At 72.1% G+C, this 20,324-nt stretch carries 18 protein-coding genes; 5 read left to right on the top strand and 13 right to left on the bottom strand.

Features of this window, described 5'->3' with window-relative positions; genetic code table 11:
* Positions 1 to 102 precede the first annotated feature (102 nt).
* Positions 103 to 1,335, bottom strand: coding sequence for a multidrug effflux MFS transporter (locus ACFY3V_RS21635; RefSeq protein WP_389775624.1), 1,233 nt, complete (start codon positions 1,333 to 1,335; stop codon positions 103 to 105).
* A 240-nt stretch (positions 1,336 to 1,575) separates the two neighbouring features.
* Here ACFY3V_RS21635 and ACFY3V_RS21640 point away from each other — a divergent pair, with 240 nt between their 5' ends.
* The 4 genes from ACFY3V_RS21640 to ACFY3V_RS21655 all read left to right on the top strand — a co-directional run bounded on the left by ACFY3V_RS21640 (position 1,576) and on the right by ACFY3V_RS21655 (position 6,041).
* A complete protein-coding gene (locus tag ACFY3V_RS21640; RefSeq protein WP_350947745.1) occupies positions 1,576 to 2,484 on the top strand; it encodes an ABC transporter ATP-binding protein in 909 nt (302 codons plus the stop codon).
* 35 nt (positions 2,485 to 2,519) lie between these two features.
* A complete protein-coding gene (locus tag ACFY3V_RS21645) occupies positions 2,520 to 3,287 on the top strand; it encodes an ABC transporter permease (RefSeq protein ID WP_389775748.1) in 768 nt (255 codons plus the stop codon).
* 179 nt (positions 3,288 to 3,466) lie between these two features.
* Positions 3,467 to 4,894: a glycosyltransferase family 39 protein gene (locus ACFY3V_RS21650; protein ID WP_389775628.1), complete on the top strand. Its 1,428-nt coding sequence runs from the start codon at positions 3,467 to 3,469 to the stop codon at positions 4,892 to 4,894.
* A gap of 229 nt (positions 4,895 to 5,123) precedes the next feature.
* Positions 5,124 to 6,041: a DMT family transporter gene (locus ACFY3V_RS21655; RefSeq protein WP_389775632.1), complete on the top strand. Its 918-nt coding sequence runs from the start codon at positions 5,124 to 5,126 to the stop codon at positions 6,039 to 6,041.
* Between the two features lie 225 nt (positions 6,042 to 6,266).
* Here the strand turns inward: ACFY3V_RS21655 and ACFY3V_RS21660 are convergent, their stop codons facing one another.
* The 11 genes from ACFY3V_RS21660 to ACFY3V_RS21710 form a co-directional block, all read right to left on the bottom strand.
* Positions 6,267 to 6,959: a GntR family transcriptional regulator gene (locus ACFY3V_RS21660; protein ID WP_362897322.1), complete on the bottom strand. Its 693-nt coding sequence runs from the start codon at positions 6,957 to 6,959 to the stop codon at positions 6,267 to 6,269.
* A 138-nt stretch (positions 6,960 to 7,097) separates the two neighbouring features.
* Complete coding sequence (locus ACFY3V_RS21665; RefSeq protein ID WP_362897323.1) at positions 7,098 to 7,823, bottom strand: ABC transporter ATP-binding protein; 726 nt, start codon at positions 7,821 to 7,823, stop codon at positions 7,098 to 7,100.
* On the bottom strand, positions 7,816 to 8,703 hold the full coding sequence (locus ACFY3V_RS21670; RefSeq protein WP_389775637.1) for an ABC transporter ATP-binding protein: 888 nt from the start codon (positions 8,701 to 8,703) through the stop codon (positions 7,816 to 7,818). The genes ACFY3V_RS21665 and ACFY3V_RS21670 overlap by 8 nt, the downstream gene beginning before the upstream one ends.
* Positions 8,700 to 9,707, bottom strand: coding sequence for a branched-chain amino acid ABC transporter permease (locus ACFY3V_RS21675; protein WP_389775640.1), 1,008 nt, complete (start codon positions 9,705 to 9,707; stop codon positions 8,700 to 8,702). Before ACFY3V_RS21675 ends, ACFY3V_RS21670 begins: the two co-directional genes overlap by 4 nt.
* Positions 9,704 to 10,597: a branched-chain amino acid ABC transporter permease gene (locus ACFY3V_RS21680; protein ID WP_350947752.1), complete on the bottom strand. Its 894-nt coding sequence runs from the start codon at positions 10,595 to 10,597 to the stop codon at positions 9,704 to 9,706. The genes ACFY3V_RS21675 and ACFY3V_RS21680 overlap by 4 nt, the downstream gene beginning before the upstream one ends.
* A complete protein-coding gene (locus ACFY3V_RS21685; RefSeq protein ID WP_389775643.1) occupies positions 10,594 to 11,766 on the bottom strand; it encodes a branched-chain amino acid ABC transporter substrate-binding protein in 1,173 nt (390 codons plus the stop codon). Before ACFY3V_RS21685 ends, ACFY3V_RS21680 begins: the two co-directional genes overlap by 4 nt.
* 386 nt (positions 11,767 to 12,152) lie before the next feature.
* The gene (locus tag ACFY3V_RS21690) at positions 12,153 to 13,154 is read right to left on the bottom strand and encodes a proline racemase family protein (RefSeq protein WP_362897327.1); all 1,002 of its coding nucleotides are present in this window, start codon (positions 13,152 to 13,154) and stop codon (positions 12,153 to 12,155) included.
* A 130-nt stretch (positions 13,155 to 13,284) separates the two neighbouring features.
* Positions 13,285 to 14,178, bottom strand: coding sequence for a dihydrodipicolinate synthase family protein (locus ACFY3V_RS21695; RefSeq protein WP_389775646.1), 894 nt, complete (start codon positions 14,176 to 14,178; stop codon positions 13,285 to 13,287).
* A complete protein-coding gene (locus ACFY3V_RS21700; protein ID WP_389775649.1) occupies positions 14,175 to 15,689 on the bottom strand; it encodes an FAD-dependent oxidoreductase in 1,515 nt (504 codons plus the stop codon). Before ACFY3V_RS21700 ends, ACFY3V_RS21695 begins: the two co-directional genes overlap by 4 nt.
* A 7-nt stretch (positions 15,690 to 15,696) precedes the next feature.
* Entirely contained in the window at positions 15,697 to 16,176 is a 480-nt protein-coding gene (locus ACFY3V_RS21705; protein ID WP_389775652.1) for a (2Fe-2S)-binding protein, read from the bottom strand.
* 106 nt (positions 16,177 to 16,282) lie between these two features.
* Positions 16,283 to 17,527 (bottom strand): NAD(P)/FAD-dependent oxidoreductase, encoded by a 1,245-nt coding sequence (locus ACFY3V_RS21710; RefSeq protein ID WP_389775655.1) that lies wholly within the window; start codon positions 17,525 to 17,527, stop codon positions 16,283 to 16,285.
* Between the two features lie 242 nt (positions 17,528 to 17,769).
* Between ACFY3V_RS21710 and ACFY3V_RS21715 the strand changes: the two genes are divergently transcribed.
* Positions 17,770 to 18,774, top strand: coding sequence for a COX15/CtaA family protein (locus ACFY3V_RS21715; protein WP_362897332.1), 1,005 nt, complete (start codon positions 17,770 to 17,772; stop codon positions 18,772 to 18,774).
* A gap of 239 nt (positions 18,775 to 19,013) precedes the next feature.
* On the opposite strand, the gene ACFY3V_RS21720 is transcribed toward ACFY3V_RS21715, so the two are convergent.
* Positions 19,014 to 20,276 (bottom strand): PrsW family intramembrane metalloprotease, encoded by a 1,263-nt coding sequence (locus ACFY3V_RS21720; RefSeq protein ID WP_362897333.1) that lies wholly within the window; start codon positions 20,274 to 20,276, stop codon positions 19,014 to 19,016.
* Positions 20,277 to 20,324 lie beyond the last annotated feature (48 nt).

A 20,324-nucleotide genomic window follows, 5' to 3' on the forward strand; every position in this document is an offset into this window, starting at 1 on the left:
GGTCACGTATTTCACAACATCAGTGTGCCGTAATTGCTTCCCGAGTTACAAACCCGATGTACGGTCGTCCGGAATGTGGTTCATCACGCAGGTAAGGCTTACCTAAGCTGGGGAAACGCTCCGCGCGGTCCCACGCAGCCCGGCGAAGGCGGCGAGCGCGGCGAGGGTGAAACCGGCCAGCACGACGGCCATCGGCAGTGCGGATCCCTCCCCGCCCAGCCCCACCAGCGGTGCGGCGACGGCGCCGAGCGCGAACTGCAGCACGCCCGTCAGCGCGGCCGCGCTACCGGCGATCCGCGCGGGCTGACCGGCCAGGGCGAGCGCGCTGCTGCCCGGCAGGACGAGGCCCGCCCCGCACATCATCGTGAACAGCGCGGTGACCAGCACTGGCAGCGGCAGGTGGAACAGGGCCGCGGCGAGCACCCCGGCGGCTCCGGCCACGCCCAGGAACAGCCCGGCGAGAATGAGCCGGGCCGGGTCCAGGCGCCCGGCGAGGCGCCCGCCGACCTGGGCGGCGATGGTCAGGCCCAGCGCGTTCAGCCCGAACACCAGCGAGAAGGTCTGCGCCGAGGTGCCGTAGACGTCCTGGAGCACGAAGGGCGACCCGGAGATGTAGGCGAACATGGCCGCGAAGTTCAGCCCTCCGGCGAGGGTCGCGGCCATGAAGGGGCGGTCGCGGAGCAGGTGCCAGAAGGTGGTGAGGGTGTGCCTGAGCCCGCCCCTCTCACGCCGCTCGGCGGGAAGCGTCTCGCGTACCCCGGACAGCGCGAAGACCAGCAGCAGCAGGCCCGCGACGCTCAACGCGACGAACACGCCCCGCCAGGAGGTGTGGGCGAGCAGTTGCGCGCCCGCGATCGGGGCGAGGATCGGGGCGAGGCCGGTCACGAGCATGAGGGTGGCGAAGATGCGGGCGATGGCCGCCCCCTCGTACAGGTCGCGGACGATCGCGCGGACGATCACCAGCGCGGCGCCGCCCGCGATGCCCTGGAGCAGGCGGAAGCCGACCAGCCCGTACACCGAGGGCGAGAAGGCGCACAGCAGGGAGGCCGCGGCGTAGGCGGCGATGCCGATCAGGAGCGGGCCCCGGCGTCCGCGCGTGTCGCTGATCGGGCCCGCGATGACCTGCCCGACCGAGAATCCGATGAGGCAGGCGGTGAGGGTGAGCTGCACCTGTGCCTGCCCGCTGCCCAGGTCGGCGGCGATGGAGGGGAAGGCGGGAAGATACATGTCGATCGCGAGAGGGCCGACCGCCGACAGCGCTCCCAGGATGGCGAGCAACAGTCCCCTGCGCCGTACGATCGGCGCCACCTCCGGCTCGACGGCGGCCGCGGTCATACCCGTATCCCCTTTTTCGCAGGCTACGCCCCCACTGACGGGCGATGACGGCCCACAGGGGCCGAAGCGTCCCAACCAACAACCGGTCACCCGAATTCCTGCTTTTCGGAAATTTCCTCGAAAAAACCTTTAGGTGTGAACGGAGGGCGGCCGGGCGCCGCGCGGGAAACGGGTTCCCGGCGGCCGCGGACGCGTGGTCCGGGAGCGTGACCGGCGGGCGCGGTCCCTAAACTCGTGGCCATGGACTCCCCAGCCGTCGAGATCGTCGACCTGGTCAAAAGATACGGCGGGACGACCGCGATCGACGGCCTGACCTTCAACGCCGCCCGCGGCGCGGTCACCGCGGTGCTGGGCCCCAACGGGGCCGGCAAGACCTCCACCCTGGAGATCTGCGAGGGGTTCCGCCGGGCCGACGGCGGCACCGTGCGGGTGCTCGGGCTCGACCCGTCGAGGCCGGAACTGCGGGCCAGGGTCGGGGTGATGCTCCAGGCGGGCGGCGTTCCCCCCGCGTCCCGCTGCGGGCAGTGGCTGCGGCTGATGGCCCGCTTCCACGCCCACCCGCTCGACCCCGCGGCGCTGCTGGAACGGCTGGGGCTGAGCGAACACGCCCGCACCCCGTACCGCAGGCTCTCCGGCGGCCAGCAGCAGCGCCTGTCACTGGCCGGAGCGGTCATCGGCCGCCCGGAGCTGGTCTTCCTCGACGAGCCGACCGCGGGCCTGGACCCGCAGGCCAGGCACGCCTGCTGGGAGCTGGTGAAGGACCTGCGTTCCAGCGGGGTCTCGGTGGTGCTCACCACCCACCACATGGACGAGGCGGAGAGACTCTCCGACCAGATCGTGATCATCGACCGCGGCAGGGTCGTCGCCGAGGGCACGCCCTCCTCCCTCACCGGCGCCGAGCGGCAGCTGCGCTTCCGCGCCCGCCCCGGCCTCTGCCTGGACGAGTTGCTCGCCGCCCTGCCCGCCGGCAGCACGGCCAAGGAGTCGCCGGCCGGGCACTACATCATCGAGGGGCAGGTCGTACCCGGCCTCCTGGCCACGGTGACGACCTGGTGCGCCGCCGAGGGCGTGACCGCCGACGACCTCAGCATCGAGCGGCGCACCCTGGAGGACGTCTTCCTGGAGCTGACCGGGCGTGAGCTCCGGTGACGCCCTCGAAACCCAGACCGCAGGAGAGCCCAATGATGACGACCCTGGACCTCACGCCGGCCCCCGGAGCCGCGCCGCTGAGCCGGATGGTGGCGGCCCAGGCGGGAGCGGAGATCCGGGCGATGCTCCGCAACGGCGAGCAGCTGCTGCTCACGATGATCATCCCGGTGCTGCTGCTCGTCGGCCTCTCCTCCGCCCCGATCATCGACGTGGGCGGCGGTTCCCGGATCGGCTTCATGACCCCCGGCGTGCTCGCGCTCGCCGTGATGTCCACCGCCTTCACCGGGCAGGCCATCGCGACGGGCTTCGAGCGCCGCTACGGCGTGCTGAAGCGGCTGGGCGCGACCCCGCTGTCGCGGACCGGGCTGATGCTGTCCAAGACGCTCGCGGTGATCGCGGTGGAGGTCGTCCAGGTGACGGTCATCTGCGCGGTGGCACTCGCCCTGGGCTGGCATCCGGTGGGCTCGCCGCTCGCGGTCCTGGCGCTCATCGTGCTGGGCACCGCCGCGTTCAGCGGGCTCGGCCTGCTGATGGCGGGGACGCTGCGCGCCGAGGCCACGCTCGCCGCGGCGAACCTCGTCTACCTGCTCCTGCTCGCCTGCGGCGGGGTCGCCTTCCCGCTGGCGAGGTTTCCCGAGGCGGTGCGGCCGGTGCTGGAGCTGCTGCCGATCTCGGCGCTGACCGGAGGGCTCCGCGCGGTCCTGAGCGACGGCACGGGAGCACCGCTCGCCGCCGTGGCGATCCTCGCGGCATGGGCGGCCGTGTCGCTCTTCCTCACCTCCCGGACGTTCCGCTGGGAGTGACCCGCCCGGAAACCGGTTACCAGGGATCGCCTAAATCGGGAATTTCTCCACCTATCACCGCAAAAGATCAACCAGAATGATCGCCAAGATCTACCATCCTCCAGGTGATCATTACCGGAACGCGATCTTCATCCCGTCCGGCGACACGACATACGGGGCGAATTTGGCCAACTCTGGCCATGGGGATCGTTGCCACGCTTGTCTCCGTCGCGGGCTCGTCCACGGTCTCCCAGTCGGGGGACGAACTCGCCACTCTCAGCGCGGCCCGCCGCGGCGCCGCGGGACTCTGGGAGCTGGCCCAGCACATCGACGGGCACTTCCTGCCCTACTACGCCTTCATGCACCTGTGGCTGGAGTTCGGGCAGGCCGAGTGGTGGATGCGCCTGCCCTCGGCGCTCGCGACCGGCGCGGCCACCGCGCTCATCGCCGACCTGGGCCGCCGGCTGAGCTCGCAGCCCGCCGGACTGGCCGCCGCCGCCGTCTACGTCTTCCTGCCCTCGGTCTCCTACCACGGGCAGAACATCCGCTCCTACGCGTTCGCCGCCGCCGCGGCGGTCCTGGCCACCTGGACGCTGTACCGGGCGATCGAGGAGCCGGGGCGGCGCGGCGCCTGGTGGAGATACGCGGCCGCCGTCGCGCTGCTGGGCTGCACGCAGGTGTTCGCGCTGCTCGTCCTCGCCGCCCACCTGCTCGCGGTCGGGACGTACGGGCGGGGCGTCCTGCCCAGGGTGCTCGCCTGCATGGCCGTTGGCTGCGTCCCGGGGGCCGTCTGGACGGCGGTCGGCTTCGCCGAGCGGCACGCGATCAGCTGGATCACCCTGCCGGGACCCGACGTGTTCCTCGCCCTGCCCAAGATGGCCGGGGGCACCGCCCTGGCCGGGTGCGTGGTGCTCGCCGTCGCCGCCGCCGCTCCGTTCCTGGGCCGGAGAAACGGCGCCGACCGGCTCTGGATCGTCCTGCTCGGCTCCTGGGCGATTCTGCCGCCCCTGCTGCTGTTCACCCTGTCCCACCTGGTCTCGCCGGTCTACGTCGACCGCTACCTGTTCGCGACGGTGCCCGCGTACGCGCTGCTCGCCGGGCTCACCCTCGCCGCGCTGCCTCACCTGGTCACCGGGATCGCGCTGGCGGGCGTCCTGGCGGCCGGGCTCCCCGGCCAGCTGGACCTGCGCGGGGAGGACGGGCACCACGAGAACTTCCCCCGGGCGGTACGGATCCTCGCGAGCGAGGGCCGGCCGGGGGACGCCCTCCTCTACGGACGTTCCTCCCTGCGCGAGGGCTTTCGCTACTACGACCGGACGCGGCACGGCGGTAAAGGGCTGCCCGACGACGTGCTGCTCGCCGGGCCCGCGCCCCTGTCCCACTCCTTCGGTTACCCGGAGCGCTCCGACGTGGCCGCCGCCGTGGCCGGGCGCGAACGGGTCTGGGTGATCTGGCGGGGCGGGTCGGAGGCGGCCTCGCGCGTCGGCCGGGTGATCACCCTGGTCAAGGAGGGATTCGTCCGGGCCAGGTCCTGGCGGACGGGTCGGGTACCCGGCATGACCGTCGCGCTCTACACCCGCGCGCCGGACGCCGGACGCCGCACGACCGGCGAGACTCCCCTTCCCTGACAGTGAGGATGGAGGTGAACGCCTCCCGGTGAGGTCCGGCTCGTCGCCTGACGAACCATGGGAGCGTCCTTCCGGCGGAGGGCGAACCGTCGGAAGCCCCTCCACGGGGTCGTCGCACGTCCCGGCCCGCCACCGATCAGGTGCCGTCTCACATCACGGACAGCCGTGAAAACGACGACCTCGACAAGTAAGGTGTCATATGTTGTTTTGCACATGACCAAGGAGAGTCGTGACCGCCGATGCCCTGCACGGGCCCGCCGAGCCGTACAAGCCGAGGCTGCCCAGGCCCGGAACGCTGCTGAGAGCGGCCTCCGACGCCATCCCGCCGTCCGGTCTGGTGCTGCTGGCCATCATGTCGGTGCAGGTGGGCGCGGGCCTGGCCAAGGACCTGTTCTCCCAGCTGCCGCCGAGCGCCGTGGTGTTCCTGCGGATCGCGACGGGTGCCCTGATCCTGGGAGCGGTCGTCAGACCCCGGTTGCGCGGCCTGTCCAGGGCGGACATCGGCGCCGGGGTGGCGTTCGGCGTGACGCTGGGCGTGATGAACCTGTCGTTCTACGAGGCGCTGGCCCGGCTGCCGATGGGCATCGCGGTGGCGATCGAGTTCCTCGGCCCGCTCGGCGTCGCGGTGGCGGCCTCGCGCCGCCGCCTCGACCTGTTCTGGGTGGTGCTCGCCGGGTCGGGCGTGGTGCTGCTCGCCCCGTGGGGCGGAACCGCCTCCAGGATCAGCTGGGCCGGGATCGCCTTCGCCCTGGTGGCGGCGGTCTGCTGGGCCGGCTACATCCTGTTGTCGGCCTCGGTCGGCCGGCGCTTCCCCGGAACGAGCGGCCTCGCCCTGGCGATGATCGTCTCCTGCCTGCTGGTCGCCCCCGTCGGGATCGCCTCGGGTGGCGCCGACCTGCTCCAGCCCGAGCTGCTGCTGATCGGGCTCGGGGTGGGACTGCTGTCGTCGGTCATCCCCTACTCGATCGAGCTGGAGGCGCTGCGCAGGATGCCCAAACGGGTCTTCGGCATCCTGATGAGCATGGAGCCCGCGATGGCCGCGCTGGCCGGGCTGCTGATCCTGGGCGAGGTGCTCCAGATGCGCGAGTGGGCCGCCATCGGCTGCGTGGTCATCGCCAGCGTCGGCGCCACCCGCAGCACCGGCTGAACTCTCGGGTCCCACGCCACCGATTCGGTGACGGCGCCACCCACGGCTCTTCCGACCCGCCCCGACGCTTCTCCGGACATGGCCCCGGCGCAGAGGTGAGACGCCGGTGGAGCCGGTGCGATGCCTCGACGAGAATCCTCTCGGGCGGGCCACCGGACTGAGGCGGGAACCCTCACGGGCGGCCGCGGATCCCCCGCGTTCACGACGTTCACGAGGGGGAGGATGTCAATCCTCGGGCTGCCCCGGCCGGCTCGCCCAGATGCCGCGGACGTGCCGGATGTGGTCGCGCATCAGCCGCTCGGCGCCGCTCGCGTCCCCCTCCGACAGCAGCGCGAGCAGCGTGAGGTGCTCTCGGGCGGAGTCGGCGAGGACGCCTTGCCGGTGCAGGGAGGACAGGCCGTACAGACGGGCCCGGTTGCGCAGGTCGCGCACCACCTCCACGAGGCGGGAGTTGCCCGCCAGGGCGAGCAGGTCCAGGTGGAAGCGGATGTCGGCGTCGACGTACGCGAGCAGGTCGCCACGCTCGGCGGCGTCGACGATCGCCTGGGCGAGCGGGCGCAGTGTCTCGAAGCTCGGTGCGCGCCCGGCGTCGGCCAGCTGGGCCACCGTGGGCACCTCGATGAGCCTGCGGATCTCGGTCAGCTCGTCCAGATCCCTGTCGGACAGCTCCGTGACCCGGAAGCCCTTGTTGCGTACCGCCTCGACCAGGCCCTCCTTGGCCAGGTCGAGCATGGCCTCGCGCACCGGGGTCGCCGAGACGCCGAACTGGGCGGCGAGCACCGGGGCCGAGTAGACCATGCCCGGCCTCATCTCACCGGTGATCAGGGCCGCCCTGAGCGCGTGGGCCACCTGCTCCCGCAGGCTCTGCCGCTCGCTCACGGGCGGCAGGTCGAGCCGGCCGTCCGCCCTAGGAGCCATACCGGAGCCTCTCGCGTCGCTCACGTCCACGCCTGATCGGCGGAACCCGCCACCCTCCCATCCTCCCAGGCCATCCGCCTGCCTCCGAACACCCGGGGGCCGATCCGCGGGGTACGGCGCCGACGGCGGACCCGCCGGTCACCCGCGTTCGCTCCCCCCGGTTCCGCCGAGGTAGGCCTCGACCACCCGGGGGTCCCGGCGCAGCTCGGCGGCGGGCCCTTCCAGGACGCACTCCCCGCTCTCGATCACGTAGCCGCGGTGGGCGATCCCGAGGGCGGCGACGGCGTTCTGCTCGACGAGCAGCACCGAGGTGCCCTGGGCGTTGACGCCCGCGATGAGCTCCATGATCGAGGCGACCACCAGGGGCGCCAGCCCCATGGAGGGCTCGTCGAGCAGCAGCAGCCGAGGGCCCGTGACGAGCGCCCTGCCGATCGCGAGCATCTGCTGCTCACCGCCCGACAGCGTGCCGCCCTGCTGTGCGCGCCGCTCGGCCAGGCGCGGCAGCAGTTCGTAGACGCGGTCGATCCGCGCGCGGATCTCCGCCTGGTCGCGGACCAGGTAGCCGCCCAACTGGAGGTTCTCGTGGACGCTGAGCGTGCTGAAGATCCTGCGGCCCTCCGGCACGTGCACCAGGCCGCGCGCGGTGATCCTGTGCGGTTTCCGCCCGGTGATCTCCTTCCCTTCGAAGAGCACCCTGCCGCCACTGGGCCGCAGCAGTCCCGAGACCGCGCAGAGCGTGGTGGTCTTGCCCGCGCCGTTGTTGCCCAGCAGCGCGACGATCTCGCCTTCGGCGACGCCGAGGGACAGTCCGCGCAGGGCGTGTACGCCGCCGTAGTGAACGTCCAGCCCGTCGATGTCAAGCATCGGCGTCTCCCCCGGCCGCGTCACCCGTCGCGTTGTCCTTCGCGCTGTCCTTGCCCGTGCCCTCTTCGACCGCGCCGTCCTTCTCCGCGGTCGTGGCTTCGCCGGTCCCGTCGTTCGCGGAGGTGTCGCCACCGAGGTATGCCTCGATGACGGCCGGATCTCGCCGGACGTCCTCGGGGCGGCCGTCGGCGATCTCCCTGCCGAAGTTGAGCACGACCACGCGTTCCGAGACCTCCATGACCAGGCCCATGTCGTGTTCGATGAGCACGATCGCCACCCCCAGCGCCTGGATGCGCCGGATCAGGTCGAGCATCTCGGCCTTCTCGCCGTGATTGAGCCCGGCCGCGGGCTCGTCGAGCAGCAGCAGGTCGGGGCGCCGGGCGAGGGCACGAGCGATCTCGGTGCGGCGCTGCTCCCCGTAGGGAAGGTTCCTCGCCTGTCCGTACCTGTCGCCGCGCAGGCCGACGAAGTCCAGCCAGTGATGGGCCTGCTCGGTGCACTCGCGCTCGGAGCGCCGGTAGCGCGGGGTGTGCAGCAGGGCGTCCAGGACGCTCTGGCGCAGCCACAGGTGCGATCCCGCGCGTACGTTGTCCAGGACCGACAGCTCGCCGAACAGCCGCAGGTTCTGGAAGGTCCGCGCGACGCCCAGACCCGCGATCGCCGAGGGCCGCAGCCCCGGCAGGTCCCTGCCGCGCAGGGTGATCCGGCCCGAGGTCGGCCGGTAGAAGCCGGTGACGCAGTTGAACGCCGACGTCTTGCCCGCCCCGTTGGGCCCGATCACGGAGACGATCTCCGCCTCGCGCACCGAGAACGACAGGCCGTCGATCGCCACCAGCCCGCCGAAGGTCAGGCGCAGGTCGGTCACGCTCAGCAGGCTCACGGGACCTCCTTGGAACGGGCCGGCCAGATCCCCTGCGGCCGCAGGATCATGAAGGCGATGAGCAGTACGCCGAACAGGAAGAACCGGTAGTCGGCGAGGTCGCGCAGGATCTCCGGCAGGATGCTGATCACCACGGCCCCGACGACGACGCCGGGCGTCGATCCCATGCCTCCCAGGACCACGGCCATGAGCACCAGCGCCGACGACAGGAAGGTGAAGCTGCCCGGTGAGATGGCCGACAGCTGCGCGGCGAACAGCACCCCGGCCATGCCGCCCCAGACCGCGCCCGCGATGTAGGCGGCGAGCTTGACCCGGTAGGTGTGCACGCCCATCGCCTCGGCGGCGTCCTCGTCCTCCCGGACGAAACGCCAGGCCCTGCCCAGGCGGGAGCGGCCCAGCCGCGCCGCGCCGAGGACGGCGAGCGAGACGACGACCACGGTGAGGTAGTAGAAGAGCACCGGGCTCTCGACCAGATGCGGGATGCCGTAGATCCCCGAGGGGCCACCGGTGACGTCCAGGTTGTTGGCGGTGATCCGGATGATCTCACCGAAGCCGAGGGTGACGATGGCCAGATAGTCGCTGCGCAGGCGCAGGGTGGGTGCGCCGATCACGATCCCCGCGATGACCGTGGCCACGAGCACCGCGGGGATCGTGGCCGGCAGTGGCAGGTCGAAGCGGGTGGCCAGCACGCCGCTGGTGTAGGCGCCGACCGCGAAGAAGGCGACGTACCCCAGGTCGAGCAGGCCGCAGTAGCCGACCACGATGTTCAGCCCGGCGGCGAGCATCACGGCGATGGCCGCGCTGGTCATGACCGACAGCGCGTACGGCGTGGCGTTGACGAAGGGCGCCAGCAGCGCGATCAGCAGCCCGGCGAGCCCGGCCCACCGGTTCTGCATCAGCTTCGACGCCCTGCTGGGCGGTGAGTCGGTGCCGAGGCGGCGGACCTTGGTCGTCGTGGCTCCCGCGGGCCCGGCAGGCCCGGTGGGTCCGGCGGTCCCGGTCATACCCGCTCCGTGACGCGCTCGCCGAGCAGGCCGGTTGGCCGCACCGTCAGGAACAGGATCAGCACCCCGAAGGCGAACACGTCACGCCACTCACCGCCCAGCCAGAACGTGCCGAACGACTCCAGCAGCCCGAGCAGCAGACCGCCGAGCATCGTGCCCGGGATGTTGCCGATGCCCCCGATGACGGCCGCCGTGAAGGCCTTGAGCCCGATCAGGAAGCCCATCATGAAATCGATCTTGCCGTAGTAGGCACCGGCCATCACGCCCGCGGCCCCCGCGAGCGCCGAGCCGATGAAGAAGGTGCGGGAGATCACCGCGTTGACGTCGATGCCCATCAGCGCGCTGGTGCGCGGGTCCAGCGCGATGGCCCGCATCGCCCTGCCCTCGCGGGTGCGGGTGACCAGCAGGTTGAGCCCGGCCATGAGGAGCACCGCCACGCCGATCAGGACGATCTGCTGCACGGTGAGCCGGGCCCCGAGGATCTCCAGCGAGGTGCCACCCAGCCGTACCGGGTAGACCCGCGGGTCGGCCCCGGCCACCGCGCGCATCCCGTACTCCAGCGCGAAGGAGGCCCCGACCGCGGTGATCAACAGGGACAGCCTCGGGGCGCGGCGGAGCGGGCGGTAGGCGATCCGCTCCAGGGCCACCCCGGCCAGGCCGGTGGCGACCATGGTCGCCAGGAGCACCGCGAGCAGCAGCGGCAGTGCCATCGAGGAGGACACGCCGCCGACCGCGCCGAGGATGGCGAAACCGGCGAACGCGCCGAGCATGTACAGGTCGCCGTGGGCGAAGTTGAGCAGCTTGATGATCCCGTAGACCATGCTGTATCCCAGGGCGACCAGGGCGTAGAACGAGCCGACGAACAGCCCGTTCCAGACGAGCTGCGTCATTTAAGGGCGTCCTGCAGGGCGAACTTGTCGTCCTTGACGACGAGGATCTGGAAGCCGCCGTTCGCCAGGGTGTGCTCGGGGGTGAACTTCAGCGGCCCGGAGAACATCGAGAAGCCGTCGATCGCCTCAAGCGCCGCGATGACCTTGTCGCCGTCGGTGGCGCCCGCCTTGGTGACCGCCTCGGCGGCGAGCCGCACCGCGTCGTAGGCCTGGTTGGAGTACGGGCCCGGCTCGGAGGAGTACTTCTTCTGGTACGCCTCGATCCAGCCCTCGGCGCCCTGGAGGGTGTCGGGCGTCTGGGTCATCGTCGCGTACAGGCCCTCGGCGGCCTCGTCTCCGGCGATCTCGACCAGCTTGGGGGAGACCGAGCCGTCGCCCACCATGATGGAGTCCTTGTATCCGGCCTGCCGGAGCTGACGCGCGATCAGGCCGCCCTCCTGGAAGTAGCCGGTCCAGTAGACGAAGTCGGGCTTCTTGGCCAGCACGTTGGTGATGTTGGCGCTGTAGTCGCTCTCCTTCGGGGTGACCGCCTCGGTGATCACGGCCTCGGCTCCGCCGGGAGCCTCCAGGAGTGCCTGGGTGCGCAGCGCGATGTCCTTGGAGTAACTGGTGTTGTCGTGCATGAGCGCGACGCTCTTGGAACCCTGCTTGGTGATCCACTTCTCAGCGGCCGCGGCCTGCTGGGAGCCCGTGCCGTTGATCAGGAAGACGTGCTTGAGCTTCTGGTCGACCAGCTCCTGGGAGTTGGCGGCCGGGATGATCATCGGGATCCCCGCCTTGCCGAAGATCGGCAGGGTGGGGAGCGTCGCACCGGAGCAGTAACCGCCCACCGAGACGTCGATCCCCTCGGTGACCAGCTTGTTCGCGCCCGCCGCCGCGGACTGGGCGTCGCAGGCGTCGTCGGCGGTCTTCAGCTCCAGCCGTCGGCCGAGCACACCACCCTTGGCGTTGATCTCGTCGATCGCGAGCTGCGCCGCGTTGCTCATGTAGGGGCCGATCGCGGCCTCGCTGCCCGACTGCGGGATCAGCATGCCGAAGACGATCGGCTCGTCCTTCTCCGCGGTCGCCTGGCCCGCGCCTCCGTCACCGAGCAGCCCCTGGCCGCATCCGGTGACCAGGAGACCGAGGGCGGCCAGCGACGTGAAGCACTTCAGGGGGGTGGCACGCATGTGCGGCTCCTCACATCTAGTGATGTGTGATATTGCACGTGTAATGCAAGGACACGTCAAGGGCCGAAACAAGACCGTTAACGTTGGGACGCCGTTTCCCCTCGACGCGGGACCCGGCGCGGGGAGCATCGGAAACGGAGACGTATTCGCAGTTCAGATGGCATGGATCGGTCCGGTGCCCCCTCTCGCTGAAACCCGGTGCTCTCGGGACGCCGATCGTGGGCTCCTCACGCGGAGTGGCCTCCGACCGGCGGGATCGGCGGATCCGGCGGAAGCCACCCCGGCCGGTCAGGCGATGGTCCGGATCCCCCCGGGAGGCGTTCGCCGACATTCCCACCGTCGGACGGCGAACCGGATCCCTGCCCGGGTCGAAGTCGTCAGAGTCGTCAGAGGAGGAAACCTCCGGGGAACGGGTCGCGGGGGTCGAGGAAGTACTGGGCGGTGCCGGTGACCCACGCACGCCCGGTGATCGTGGGAACCACCGCGGGCAGGCCCCCCACCTCCGTCCGGGCCACGAGGCGCCCGACGAAGCGGGTGCCGATGAACGACTCGTTCACGAAGCCGGTCTCCAGAGGCAGCTCGCCCCTGGCGTGCAGCTGGGCCATCCGGGCGCTGGTGCCGGTGCCGCACGGCGAACGGTCGAACCAGCCGGGGTGGATCGCCATCGCGTGCCGCGAGTGCCCGGCGTCGGAACCTGGCGCGACGAACTGCACGTGGTGGCAGCCGCGGATGCCGGGGTCCAGCGGATGGACGGGCTCGTCCCGCTCGTTGATCGCCTCCATGATCGCCAGGCCCGCGTCGAGGATCCGCTGCTTGTGTGCGCGGTCGAACGGCAGGCCCACCGACTCGATGGGCAGGATCGCGTAGTAGTTGCCGCCGTAGGCCAGGTCGTAGACGACCTCCCCGAGGCCGGGCACCTTGACCGCGCGGTCCAGCCCGGCGCTGAAGGAGGGCACGTTGGTGATGGTCACCTCCGTGGCGGCGCCGTCCTCGACCCTGACCTCGGCGACGACCAGCCCTGCCGGGGTGTCCAGCCGGATGACGGTGACCGGCTCGGCGACCTCGACCATCCCGGTCTCGACCAGGACGGTGGCGACGCCGATGGTGCCGTGCCCGCACATGGGCAGGCAACCGGAGACCTCGATGTAGAGCACGCCGAAGTCGGCGTCCGGCCGGGTGGGCGGTTGCAGGATGGCCCCGCTCATCGCCGAGTGACCGCGCGGCTCGTACATGAGCAGGGTGCGGACGTGGTCCATCTCGGCGAGGAAGTGCTCGCGCCGCTCGGCCATGGTCGAGCCGGGGATGACCCCCACTCCCCCGGTGATCACTCGGGTGGGCATGCCCTCGGTGTGGGAGTCCACCGCGTGGAAGATCCTCTTCGTTCTCATCGACGCTCCTCGCGGGAAGGGATGTGGGGGCGCTCCACCGGACCGTCGCACGACCTTGCCGGGGGAGGGCAGATCCGGCGGGAGCCCGCCACCGGGCGGCGATACCGGGGCGACGTTCGGGGACGGCCCACTAACGCAGTCCCTCGGCGAGGGCCTTCTCCGTCGCGGCGCGTACGGCGGCCTCCTGTTCGGGCACCAGGGCGAGCCTGGGCGGGCGGCACGGGCCACCGCGGCGGCCGGCCAGGTCCATGGAGAGCTTGATCGCCTGGACGAACACCGGTCTGGAGTCCCAGCGAAGCAGCGGGTGCAGCGCGCGGTAGAGCGGAAGCGCGGTGGCCGTGTCCCCCTCGGCCGCCGCCCGGTACAGGGCGACGGTCGACTCGGGCAGCGCGTTGGGGAATCCGGCCACCCAGCCGACCGCCCCGGCGGTGACCAGCTCCAGCAGTACGTCGTCGGCCCCGGCCAGCACGTCCAGCCCGGGGGCGAGCTCGGCGATCTCGTAGATCCGCCGGACGTCACCACTGAACTCCTTCACCCCGACGATCAGGCCCTCGGCGTGCAGGGTGGCCAGCAACCGGGGGGTGAGGTCCACCCTGGTGTCGAAGGGGTTGTTGTAGGCCACCACCGGCAGACCGGCCGCGGCCACCTCGCGGTAGTGCTCCACCACGGTCCTGTCGTCGGCGCGGTAGGCGTTCGGCGGGAGCAGCATCACCGCGCGGCACCCGGCCTCACCTGCCTGCTCGGCCCAGCGGCGGGCCTCCAGGGCGCCGTAGGCCGCGACACCCGGCATGACGCGGTCGCCGCCCACGGCGGCGACCGCGGTCTCCACGACCGAGGCCCGCTCCCGGGAGGTGAGCGTCTGGTACTCGCCCAGCGATCCGTTCGGCACGACGCCGTCGCACCCGGAGGCGACCAGCCACCGGCAGTGCTCGGCGTAGCCGTCCAGGTCGACGGAGAGGTCCGCGCCCAGGGGCAGCGCGGTGGCCACCGTCACACCGTGCCAGGGCTTCGCGGGGGTCGTCATCGTTCGTCCTTCCGAGGGGGTTCGGGCCGATCCGCCGCCGGGGTCGGCGGAGGTTCCGCATGTGCCGGACGCGGGAGAACCTCCGGTGCGCCCGTCTCCGCCAAGCTCTCCGCCTCCTCCGAGGCCGGCAGGGCCTCCCTTCGGCCGTGGGAGGCGGACGTCGCCGCGGCGAGGTCGCCGAGCCTGACGGGCTGGGCGATCGGGCGCCGGGGCGGCGCGGGGTCCTCCCCGGCGAGGCACGCGACCGCGTAGCCGCACATCCTGCCCTGGCACCACCCCATCCCCGGGCGCGCGAGAAGCTTGACGGAGCGCGCGTCGGCGGCCCCCATGGCCTGTGCCCGGCGTACGGCCGACAGGGGCACCTCCTCGCAGCGGCACACGAGGGTGTCGTCGCGGAGCCAGTCCTGCCAGCCGGCCCGTACCGGGTAGGCCTCCTGCAGGGCGTGCGCGAAGGCGGAGAGCCTGGCCGCGCGCCGGGCGAGGGCCGGATCCGGAGGAACCGGGCGGCCCAGGTCGTCGGCGGCGGACCGGCCCGCGACGCGTCCCTCCACCTCGGCGAGCACGGCCCCGCCGACACCGGTGGACTCTCCCGCCGCGTAGACGCCGGGCACGCTGGTGCGCATGCCCGCGTCCACCGCAACGACCGGGCTGCCGTCGGGGTCGCGGCGGGTGGCGCAGTCCAGCTGGACCGGCAGGTCGAGCTGGGGGACGAATCCGTAGCCGCAGGCGAGGGTGTCGCACTCGACGGTCCTCGTCGCCGTCGGCCGCCAGTCGCCGTCCAGGCTCGCCACCGTGACGTGGGTCAGCGCGGTGTCGCCGTGCGCGGCGACCACCGCCTCGCGGCGGCGGTACGGGATCCGGTGGCGGGCCAGGCGCGCCCCGTACCCGAGGGCCTCCCCCACCCGGCCCGCGGCGAGCAGCGGGTGCCTGGCGAGCCCGAACCCGCCGTTCGCCTCGTGGACGCCGAGCACCCGCGCCCCGGCGTCCGCCAGGCCCGCGGCGACGGGCAGCAGGAACGGGCCGGTACCGGCGACCACGACCCTGCTTCCCGCACCGACCAGGTCGCCCTTGAGCAGTGCCTGCGCGCCGCCCGCGGTGAGCACCCCCGGCAGGTCCCAGCCGGGGAACGGCAGCGGCCGGTCGTACGCGCCGGTGGCGATCAGCAACCCTCGCGCGGTCACCGTGCGGGGCCGCTCCTCGCGGTCTCCCTCCAGGCACCGTACGGTGACCGCGCCGTCCGCGCGCTCGACCGCCCAGACCCGGTGGCGCAGGAGCACCTCGGCGCGCTCGCGAAGCGTCTCCCACTGTCGGGTGAACCTGTCGAGCCCGCGGTGCAGCGCGCCGGGCCGCTCGGCGCGGAAGCCCTCGGCGGGGCGCCGGAAGTACTGGCCGCCCGGCCTGGCGGCCCCGTCGACCAGTACGACGTCCAGCCCTGAGAGGGCCGCGGTGAGCGCGCCCGCGACCCCGGCGGGACCGGCACCGATCACGGCGAGATCGTGAATCCGCGTCATCGGCCGCTCATCCCTCCCTCCGCGTGTCGGAGACGCCGGGAGCACGAGGAGGGTGCGCGCCCGGGACGTCCTCCTCTGTGTCGGAGGTGCCGGAATCATGGGAGACGTCCGTATCCGGAGCGTACGCCCGCTCCCCCGGTCCGGCTCCGGCCTCTTGCCAGGGGTCTCGCGGGGCCTCCTGTGGGCCCTGGGAGGGCGATGGAGGACCGCCGGTGGTCACCCGGTCTCCCGGAAGCGCCTCGGTCAGGCAGGCCCGCAGGGAGGGGGTTCCGTTCACCGTGACCAGGCAGTCGAAACAGACCCCGATGCCGCAGAACAGCCCGCGCGCTCGCCCGGCGAACCTGGTGGTGCGCCAGGAGCGGATGCCCGCGCCGTGCATGGCGGCGCCGAGGCTCTGGCCGGGGATCACCGGGACGGGAACACCGTCCACGCTGATCTCGAACTCCGGCTCGGGCCGCGCCCCCACCAGACGGTACGGATCCCTCATCGGGCACCTCCGTGGGAGGGATCCCGGTGGTGGCTCCGGTTCGAGTTCGGGCTCCGCTCCGGCTCCGGACCTCGGCTCGGGTTCCGGTTCAGGCTCGGGGAGCAGGTCAAGACGCCTCCCGGGTGAAGCGGTCGGGACGGAAGGGGGTGAGGTCCAGGTCGGGGCCGAGGCCGATCAGGAGCTGGGCGATCAGGTGGCCGGTGGCCGGGGCCAGGCCGATGCCCGCCCCCTCGTGACCGCAGGCGTGGTAGAGCCCCCGAACTCGGGGATCCTCCCCGATCACCGGAAGATGGTCCGGGCAGTAGGGGCGGAAACCGCAGTAGGCGCGGATCACCCGGTATGCCGCCAGGGCAGGGAACAGCTCCACGGCCTGACGGGCGAGACGTTCGAGCACCGGGACCGACATCGTGCGGTCGAAGCCGACCCGCTCGCGGCTGGCGCCGATGAGCACGGGCCCCGCCGGGGTGCTCTCCACGACGGCGGACGTCTGGAGCCCCTCCGAGTCGCTGGCCACCGCGGTGACGTAGGCGGCGGTGTAGACCTTGTGCCTGATCAACGGCCCGGCGAGCGGCTCGGTGACCAGGACGAAGCCGCGCCTGGGCAGGATCGGGACGTGCGCGCCGGCGAGCGCGGCGAGTTCGCCGCCCCAGGTGCCCGCAGCGTTGACGACGGCTCCGGCGAGGATGTCACCGTGGTCGGTGGTGACCCCGGCGATCCGGTCGCCGCCTGTGACGAAGCCGGTCACCGTGACGCCCGTGCGCAGCATCAGGGCGCCGCGGCCGAACCGTTCCGCGCCTCTCCGGATGAGGGAGGCCGCCGCCAGCATGGGCTGGACCTGGGCGTCCTGCGGGTAGAACACGCCACCGGCGAGCCCTTTCGCCAGGTGGGGCTCGTAGTCGCCGAGTTCCCCCGCGGCGACGGCGATGTGCTCGACCCCCTGTTTTCCCGCCAGGTCGGTGAGCGCCTCCAGGATCTCGTCCGTCTCGGCCACCACCAGGCCGCCCTTGGCCTCGAACTCGAACCCGCCGCCCGTGACGGGCCGGTCCACGACGCCCGCTCCCGCACCGCCCGGTCCGGCGTCGACGCGCTCGTCCCCCGGCGCGCCGTTTCGGGCCCCGCCCTCTGGCGCGGCCCCCGCCAGGTCACGCCAGAGCCGGTTGGAGAGCAGTGCCAGGTCGAGTTCGGGTCCCGGCTCCTTGTCGGAGACCAGGATGTTGCCCTCGCCCGCACCGGTCGTACCGCCCGCCACCGCCCCCCGGTCGACGACCACGACGTCCAGGCCCGCGCGGGCGGCGTAGTAGGCGCAGGCGGCCCCCACGACCCCGGCACCGACGACCACGACGTCCGGCATCTCTCACCTCGTTCCCGCACCTCGGGCCCGTCAGTACTATGTCACATACCTTTGAACGGATCAATGCGCCTAAACGGACATCACGCGCAAAACTTCGGCTCAAGCCCACCTCTACCCTCAGGGGCGTACGGCACGCCGTCCCGTGGTACGCGCCTCGCGCCCGGTGGCCGCCACCCGGGGTCCGCCAGGGTCCGCCGGGGTCCACGGTGGGACCACCCCCCTCGCCGCCTAGCATGTGAGCCGTGAACCACCTCCTTGACCAGGCTCGCCGGTATGCCGCCGGATCGGCGCGAATCGTGGGGCCGCCGACCTTCCTCACCCTGCGCCGCTGGGCGCTGGCGGCGGTCGTCGTCAACGTCGGGATCACGGTGACGGGCGCCGCGGTGCGGGTCAGCGGATCCGGCCTGGGCTGTCCCACCTGGCCACGGTGCACGCCGGAGAGCTTCATCCCGGTGGCCCACGACGAGATCTCACCGCTGAACATGGCGATCGAGTTCGGCAACCGGCTGCTCACCTTCCTGGTACTCGCGGTCGGCGTGGCCTGCCTGATCGCCGCCCTGCGGCTACCGGCCCGCCGCCCCGACCTGGTGAGGCTGGCCTGGCTGCAGCCGATCGGCGTGGCCTTCCAGGGACTCTGGGGCGGCCTGGTCGTGCGCAGCGCGCTCAACCCGGTCACCGTGAGCGTGCACTTCCTCGCCTCCATCGGCATGATCGCCGCGGCGTACGCGCTGTACGCCCGCGCCGGCCTGAACGAGAGCCCGGGCGACGGCTCCCCACCCCGGCAGCGGATCCACCGCCATGTCCGCACGCTCGTCTTCGGGCTCGTCGCCGCCGTGTTCACCCTGCTCGTGGTGGGCGTGGTGGTGACCGGCACCGGGCCGCACTCGGGCGACGAGATGGCCTCCAGGTTCGGCTTCGACATCGAGACCGTGGCGAGGATCCACGCCGACGTCGCCTACGTGGTGATCGGCCTCACCTTCGCGCTGGCGTTCGCGCTGCACATCACCGACGCGCCCGGGTACGCCCGGCGGACCGCGTGGACGCTGCTGGGCGTGGAGGCCGCGCAGGGGGTCATCGGATACGTCCAGTACTTCCTGGGCGTGCCCGCGGCCCTGGTCAACCTGCACGTGCTCGGCGCGACCCTGGTCTGGGTCTGCACGCTGCGGGTGGTCTTCGCGACCGGCTCACCCAGGCCGCGGGACGCCTCGGAGGCGGTCACCGGCGAGCTCGACGCCGTCCGCGTCTGAGGCCCTGTGACGCGGACGTGACGCGCCCCCGCGGACGAGGGCCGCGTCCCCCGTCTCCCCCGCGCATGAGCCGACCGTGACGCGCGCCCGCGTCCGAGCCGGTCCGAGGCCCGGCCCCGCGCTCCGATCCGGTGCGGGAAAGGTGATCCTCCACACAGGATCGGACGCGGCCACCGGCCCGCGACGACAGGACGGATGTCGCGGGTGCGAACACGCCCGGTGGAACCAGCCCGGTGGAACTAGTGGAACGGCCCGCCCGGCGGCGGGCGACCGGGACCCCCCTGAGGATGACCGGGGAGGCCACCCTGCGGATAAGGGGGGCCGTCCTGCGGGTAGGACGGGCCGGAGGCGTGGCCGGCCGGAGCGTTCCCCGTGGCGGGCGGCCCGGAAAACTGGGCGCGGGCACCGGCCATGCACTCCAGCAGCGCCCGCTGCTCCTCGTTGAAGGTGGGCTCGTCGATCACGTGGCCCCTGGCCCGCTCATGGAGCAGACCGAGCTCGGTGGCCGCGAGCTGGTAGTCGCTCATCGCCCGCAGGGCCGTCCTGCCCCCGTGCTGCTTGGCCCACTGCCGGGCGTGGCGGCGCCCCTGCAGGGAGGAGAGCATCACCACGTCGCCCGCGGACACCAGCCCCGTCGCCCAGTAGGCGGGCAGGTAGGTCTGGATGAGCCCGATGATGCGCTTGCGGTCGCGGAAGATGATCCAGATCAGCACGAACAGCACGACCATCAGCAGCAGGTAGGCGACGGCCAGGCCGCCGAGGCCCGCGTAGGAGACGAAGCCGTTCCAGATGCCGTGCAGCAGCATCGCGCCGACCCACCCGGCCGCGATGACGAAGAGCCGCCCGGGCCCCCGGCGCTGCGCCGCGTAGGCCACCGCGACACCGATCATGGAGGTGAACAGCGGGTGGGCGAACGGCGAGAGGACCCCGCGCAGCACCACGGTCACCGCCAGGCCCTGCGCGCCCAGCTCGTTGAGCGCGGCCACGTAGTAGCTGACGTTCTCGCTCATGGCGAAGCCGAGGCCGACCATGCTGGCGTAGATGATGCCGTCGGTGGGCCCGTCCAGCTCGGCGCGCCTGAACCTGAGCAGGCCCAGCAGGACCAGGCCCTTCATCGTCTCCTCGACCACGGGCGCGCCGAAGGTGGCGGCGATGTTGCGCGCGTAGTCGTAGCCCAGCTGGACGGTGTTCTCGATGTAGACCAGGTTGAAGGAGTTGATCACTCCGGCGACCAGGACCGCGACCCCCGCGCCCCAGGCGAACGCGAAGATCAGGTTGCCGCGCGGCTCGGGCTCGATGCGGTCGAGCGCCAGCACCGCGGCCAGCAACACGGGAACGGGCGCCAGCGCGAGGCACAGGGCGATGAAGAAGTAGACCGGATCGCCGTTCAGCACGTCGAAGGAGAACGACACCAGGGCGCACACCCCGGTGAGGACGAGCCCGACGATCAGTCCGACCGACGGACGGTCCCTGAGCACCCAGCGGGGGTCACGGCCGGCCATGTGGCCACCGTAACCCTTGGTGTCCACCCCACGACTCGAATCGGGAGA

This window comes from Streptosporangium sp. NPDC000095, assembly GCF_042899335.1.
GTDB lineage: Bacteria > Actinomycetota > Actinomycetes > Streptosporangiales > Streptosporangiaceae > Streptosporangium.

Bases quoted from the DNA above. Each gene is read 5' to 3' on its own strand.
- ACFY3V_RS21680 (WP_350947752.1), bottom strand. From the start codon at position 10,597: ATGACGCAGCTCGTCTGGAACGGGCTGTTCGTCGGCTCGTTCTACGCC.
- ACFY3V_RS21695 (WP_389775646.1), bottom strand. From the start codon at position 14,178: ATGACGACCCCCGCGAAGCCCTGGCACGGTGTGACGGTGGCCACCGCG.
- ACFY3V_RS21665 (WP_362897323.1), bottom strand. From the start codon at position 7,823: ATGCTTGACATCGACGGGCTGGACGTTCACTACGGCGGCGTACACGCC.
- ACFY3V_RS21650 (WP_389775628.1), top strand. From the start codon at position 3,467: ATGGGGATCGTTGCCACGCTTGTCTCCGTCGCGGGCTCGTCCACGGTC.
- ACFY3V_RS21645 (WP_389775748.1), top strand. From the start codon at position 2,520: ATGACGACCCTGGACCTCACGCCGGCCCCCGGAGCCGCGCCGCTGAGC.
- ACFY3V_RS21700 (WP_389775649.1), bottom strand. From the start codon at position 15,689: ATGACGCGGATTCACGATCTCGCCGTGATCGGTGCCGGTCCCGCCGGG.
- ACFY3V_RS21720 (WP_362897333.1), bottom strand. From the start codon at position 20,276: ATGGCCGGCCGTGACCCCCGCTGGGTGCTCAGGGACCGTCCGTCGGTC.
- ACFY3V_RS21660 (WP_362897322.1), bottom strand. From the start codon at position 6,959: ATGGCTCCTAGGGCGGACGGCCGGCTCGACCTGCCGCCCGTGAGCGAG.
- ACFY3V_RS21705 (WP_389775652.1), bottom strand. From the start codon at position 16,176: ATGAGGGATCCGTACCGTCTGGTGGGGGCGCGGCCCGAGCCGGAGTTC.
- ACFY3V_RS21640 (WP_350947745.1), top strand. From the start codon at position 1,576: ATGGACTCCCCAGCCGTCGAGATCGTCGACCTGGTCAAAAGATACGGC.
- ACFY3V_RS21690 (WP_362897327.1), bottom strand. From the start codon at position 13,154: ATGAGAACGAAGAGGATCTTCCACGCGGTGGACTCCCACACCGAGGGC.
- ACFY3V_RS21635 (WP_389775624.1), bottom strand. From the start codon at position 1,335: ATGACCGCGGCCGCCGTCGAGCCGGAGGTGGCGCCGATCGTACGGCGC.
- ACFY3V_RS21685 (WP_389775643.1), bottom strand. From the start codon at position 11,766: ATGCGTGCCACCCCCCTGAAGTGCTTCACGTCGCTGGCCGCCCTCGGT.
- ACFY3V_RS21675 (WP_389775640.1), bottom strand. From the start codon at position 9,707: ATGACCGGGACCGCCGGACCCACCGGGCCTGCCGGGCCCGCGGGAGCC.
- ACFY3V_RS21710 (WP_389775655.1), bottom strand. From the start codon at position 17,527: ATGCCGGACGTCGTGGTCGTCGGTGCCGGGGTCGTGGGGGCCGCCTGC.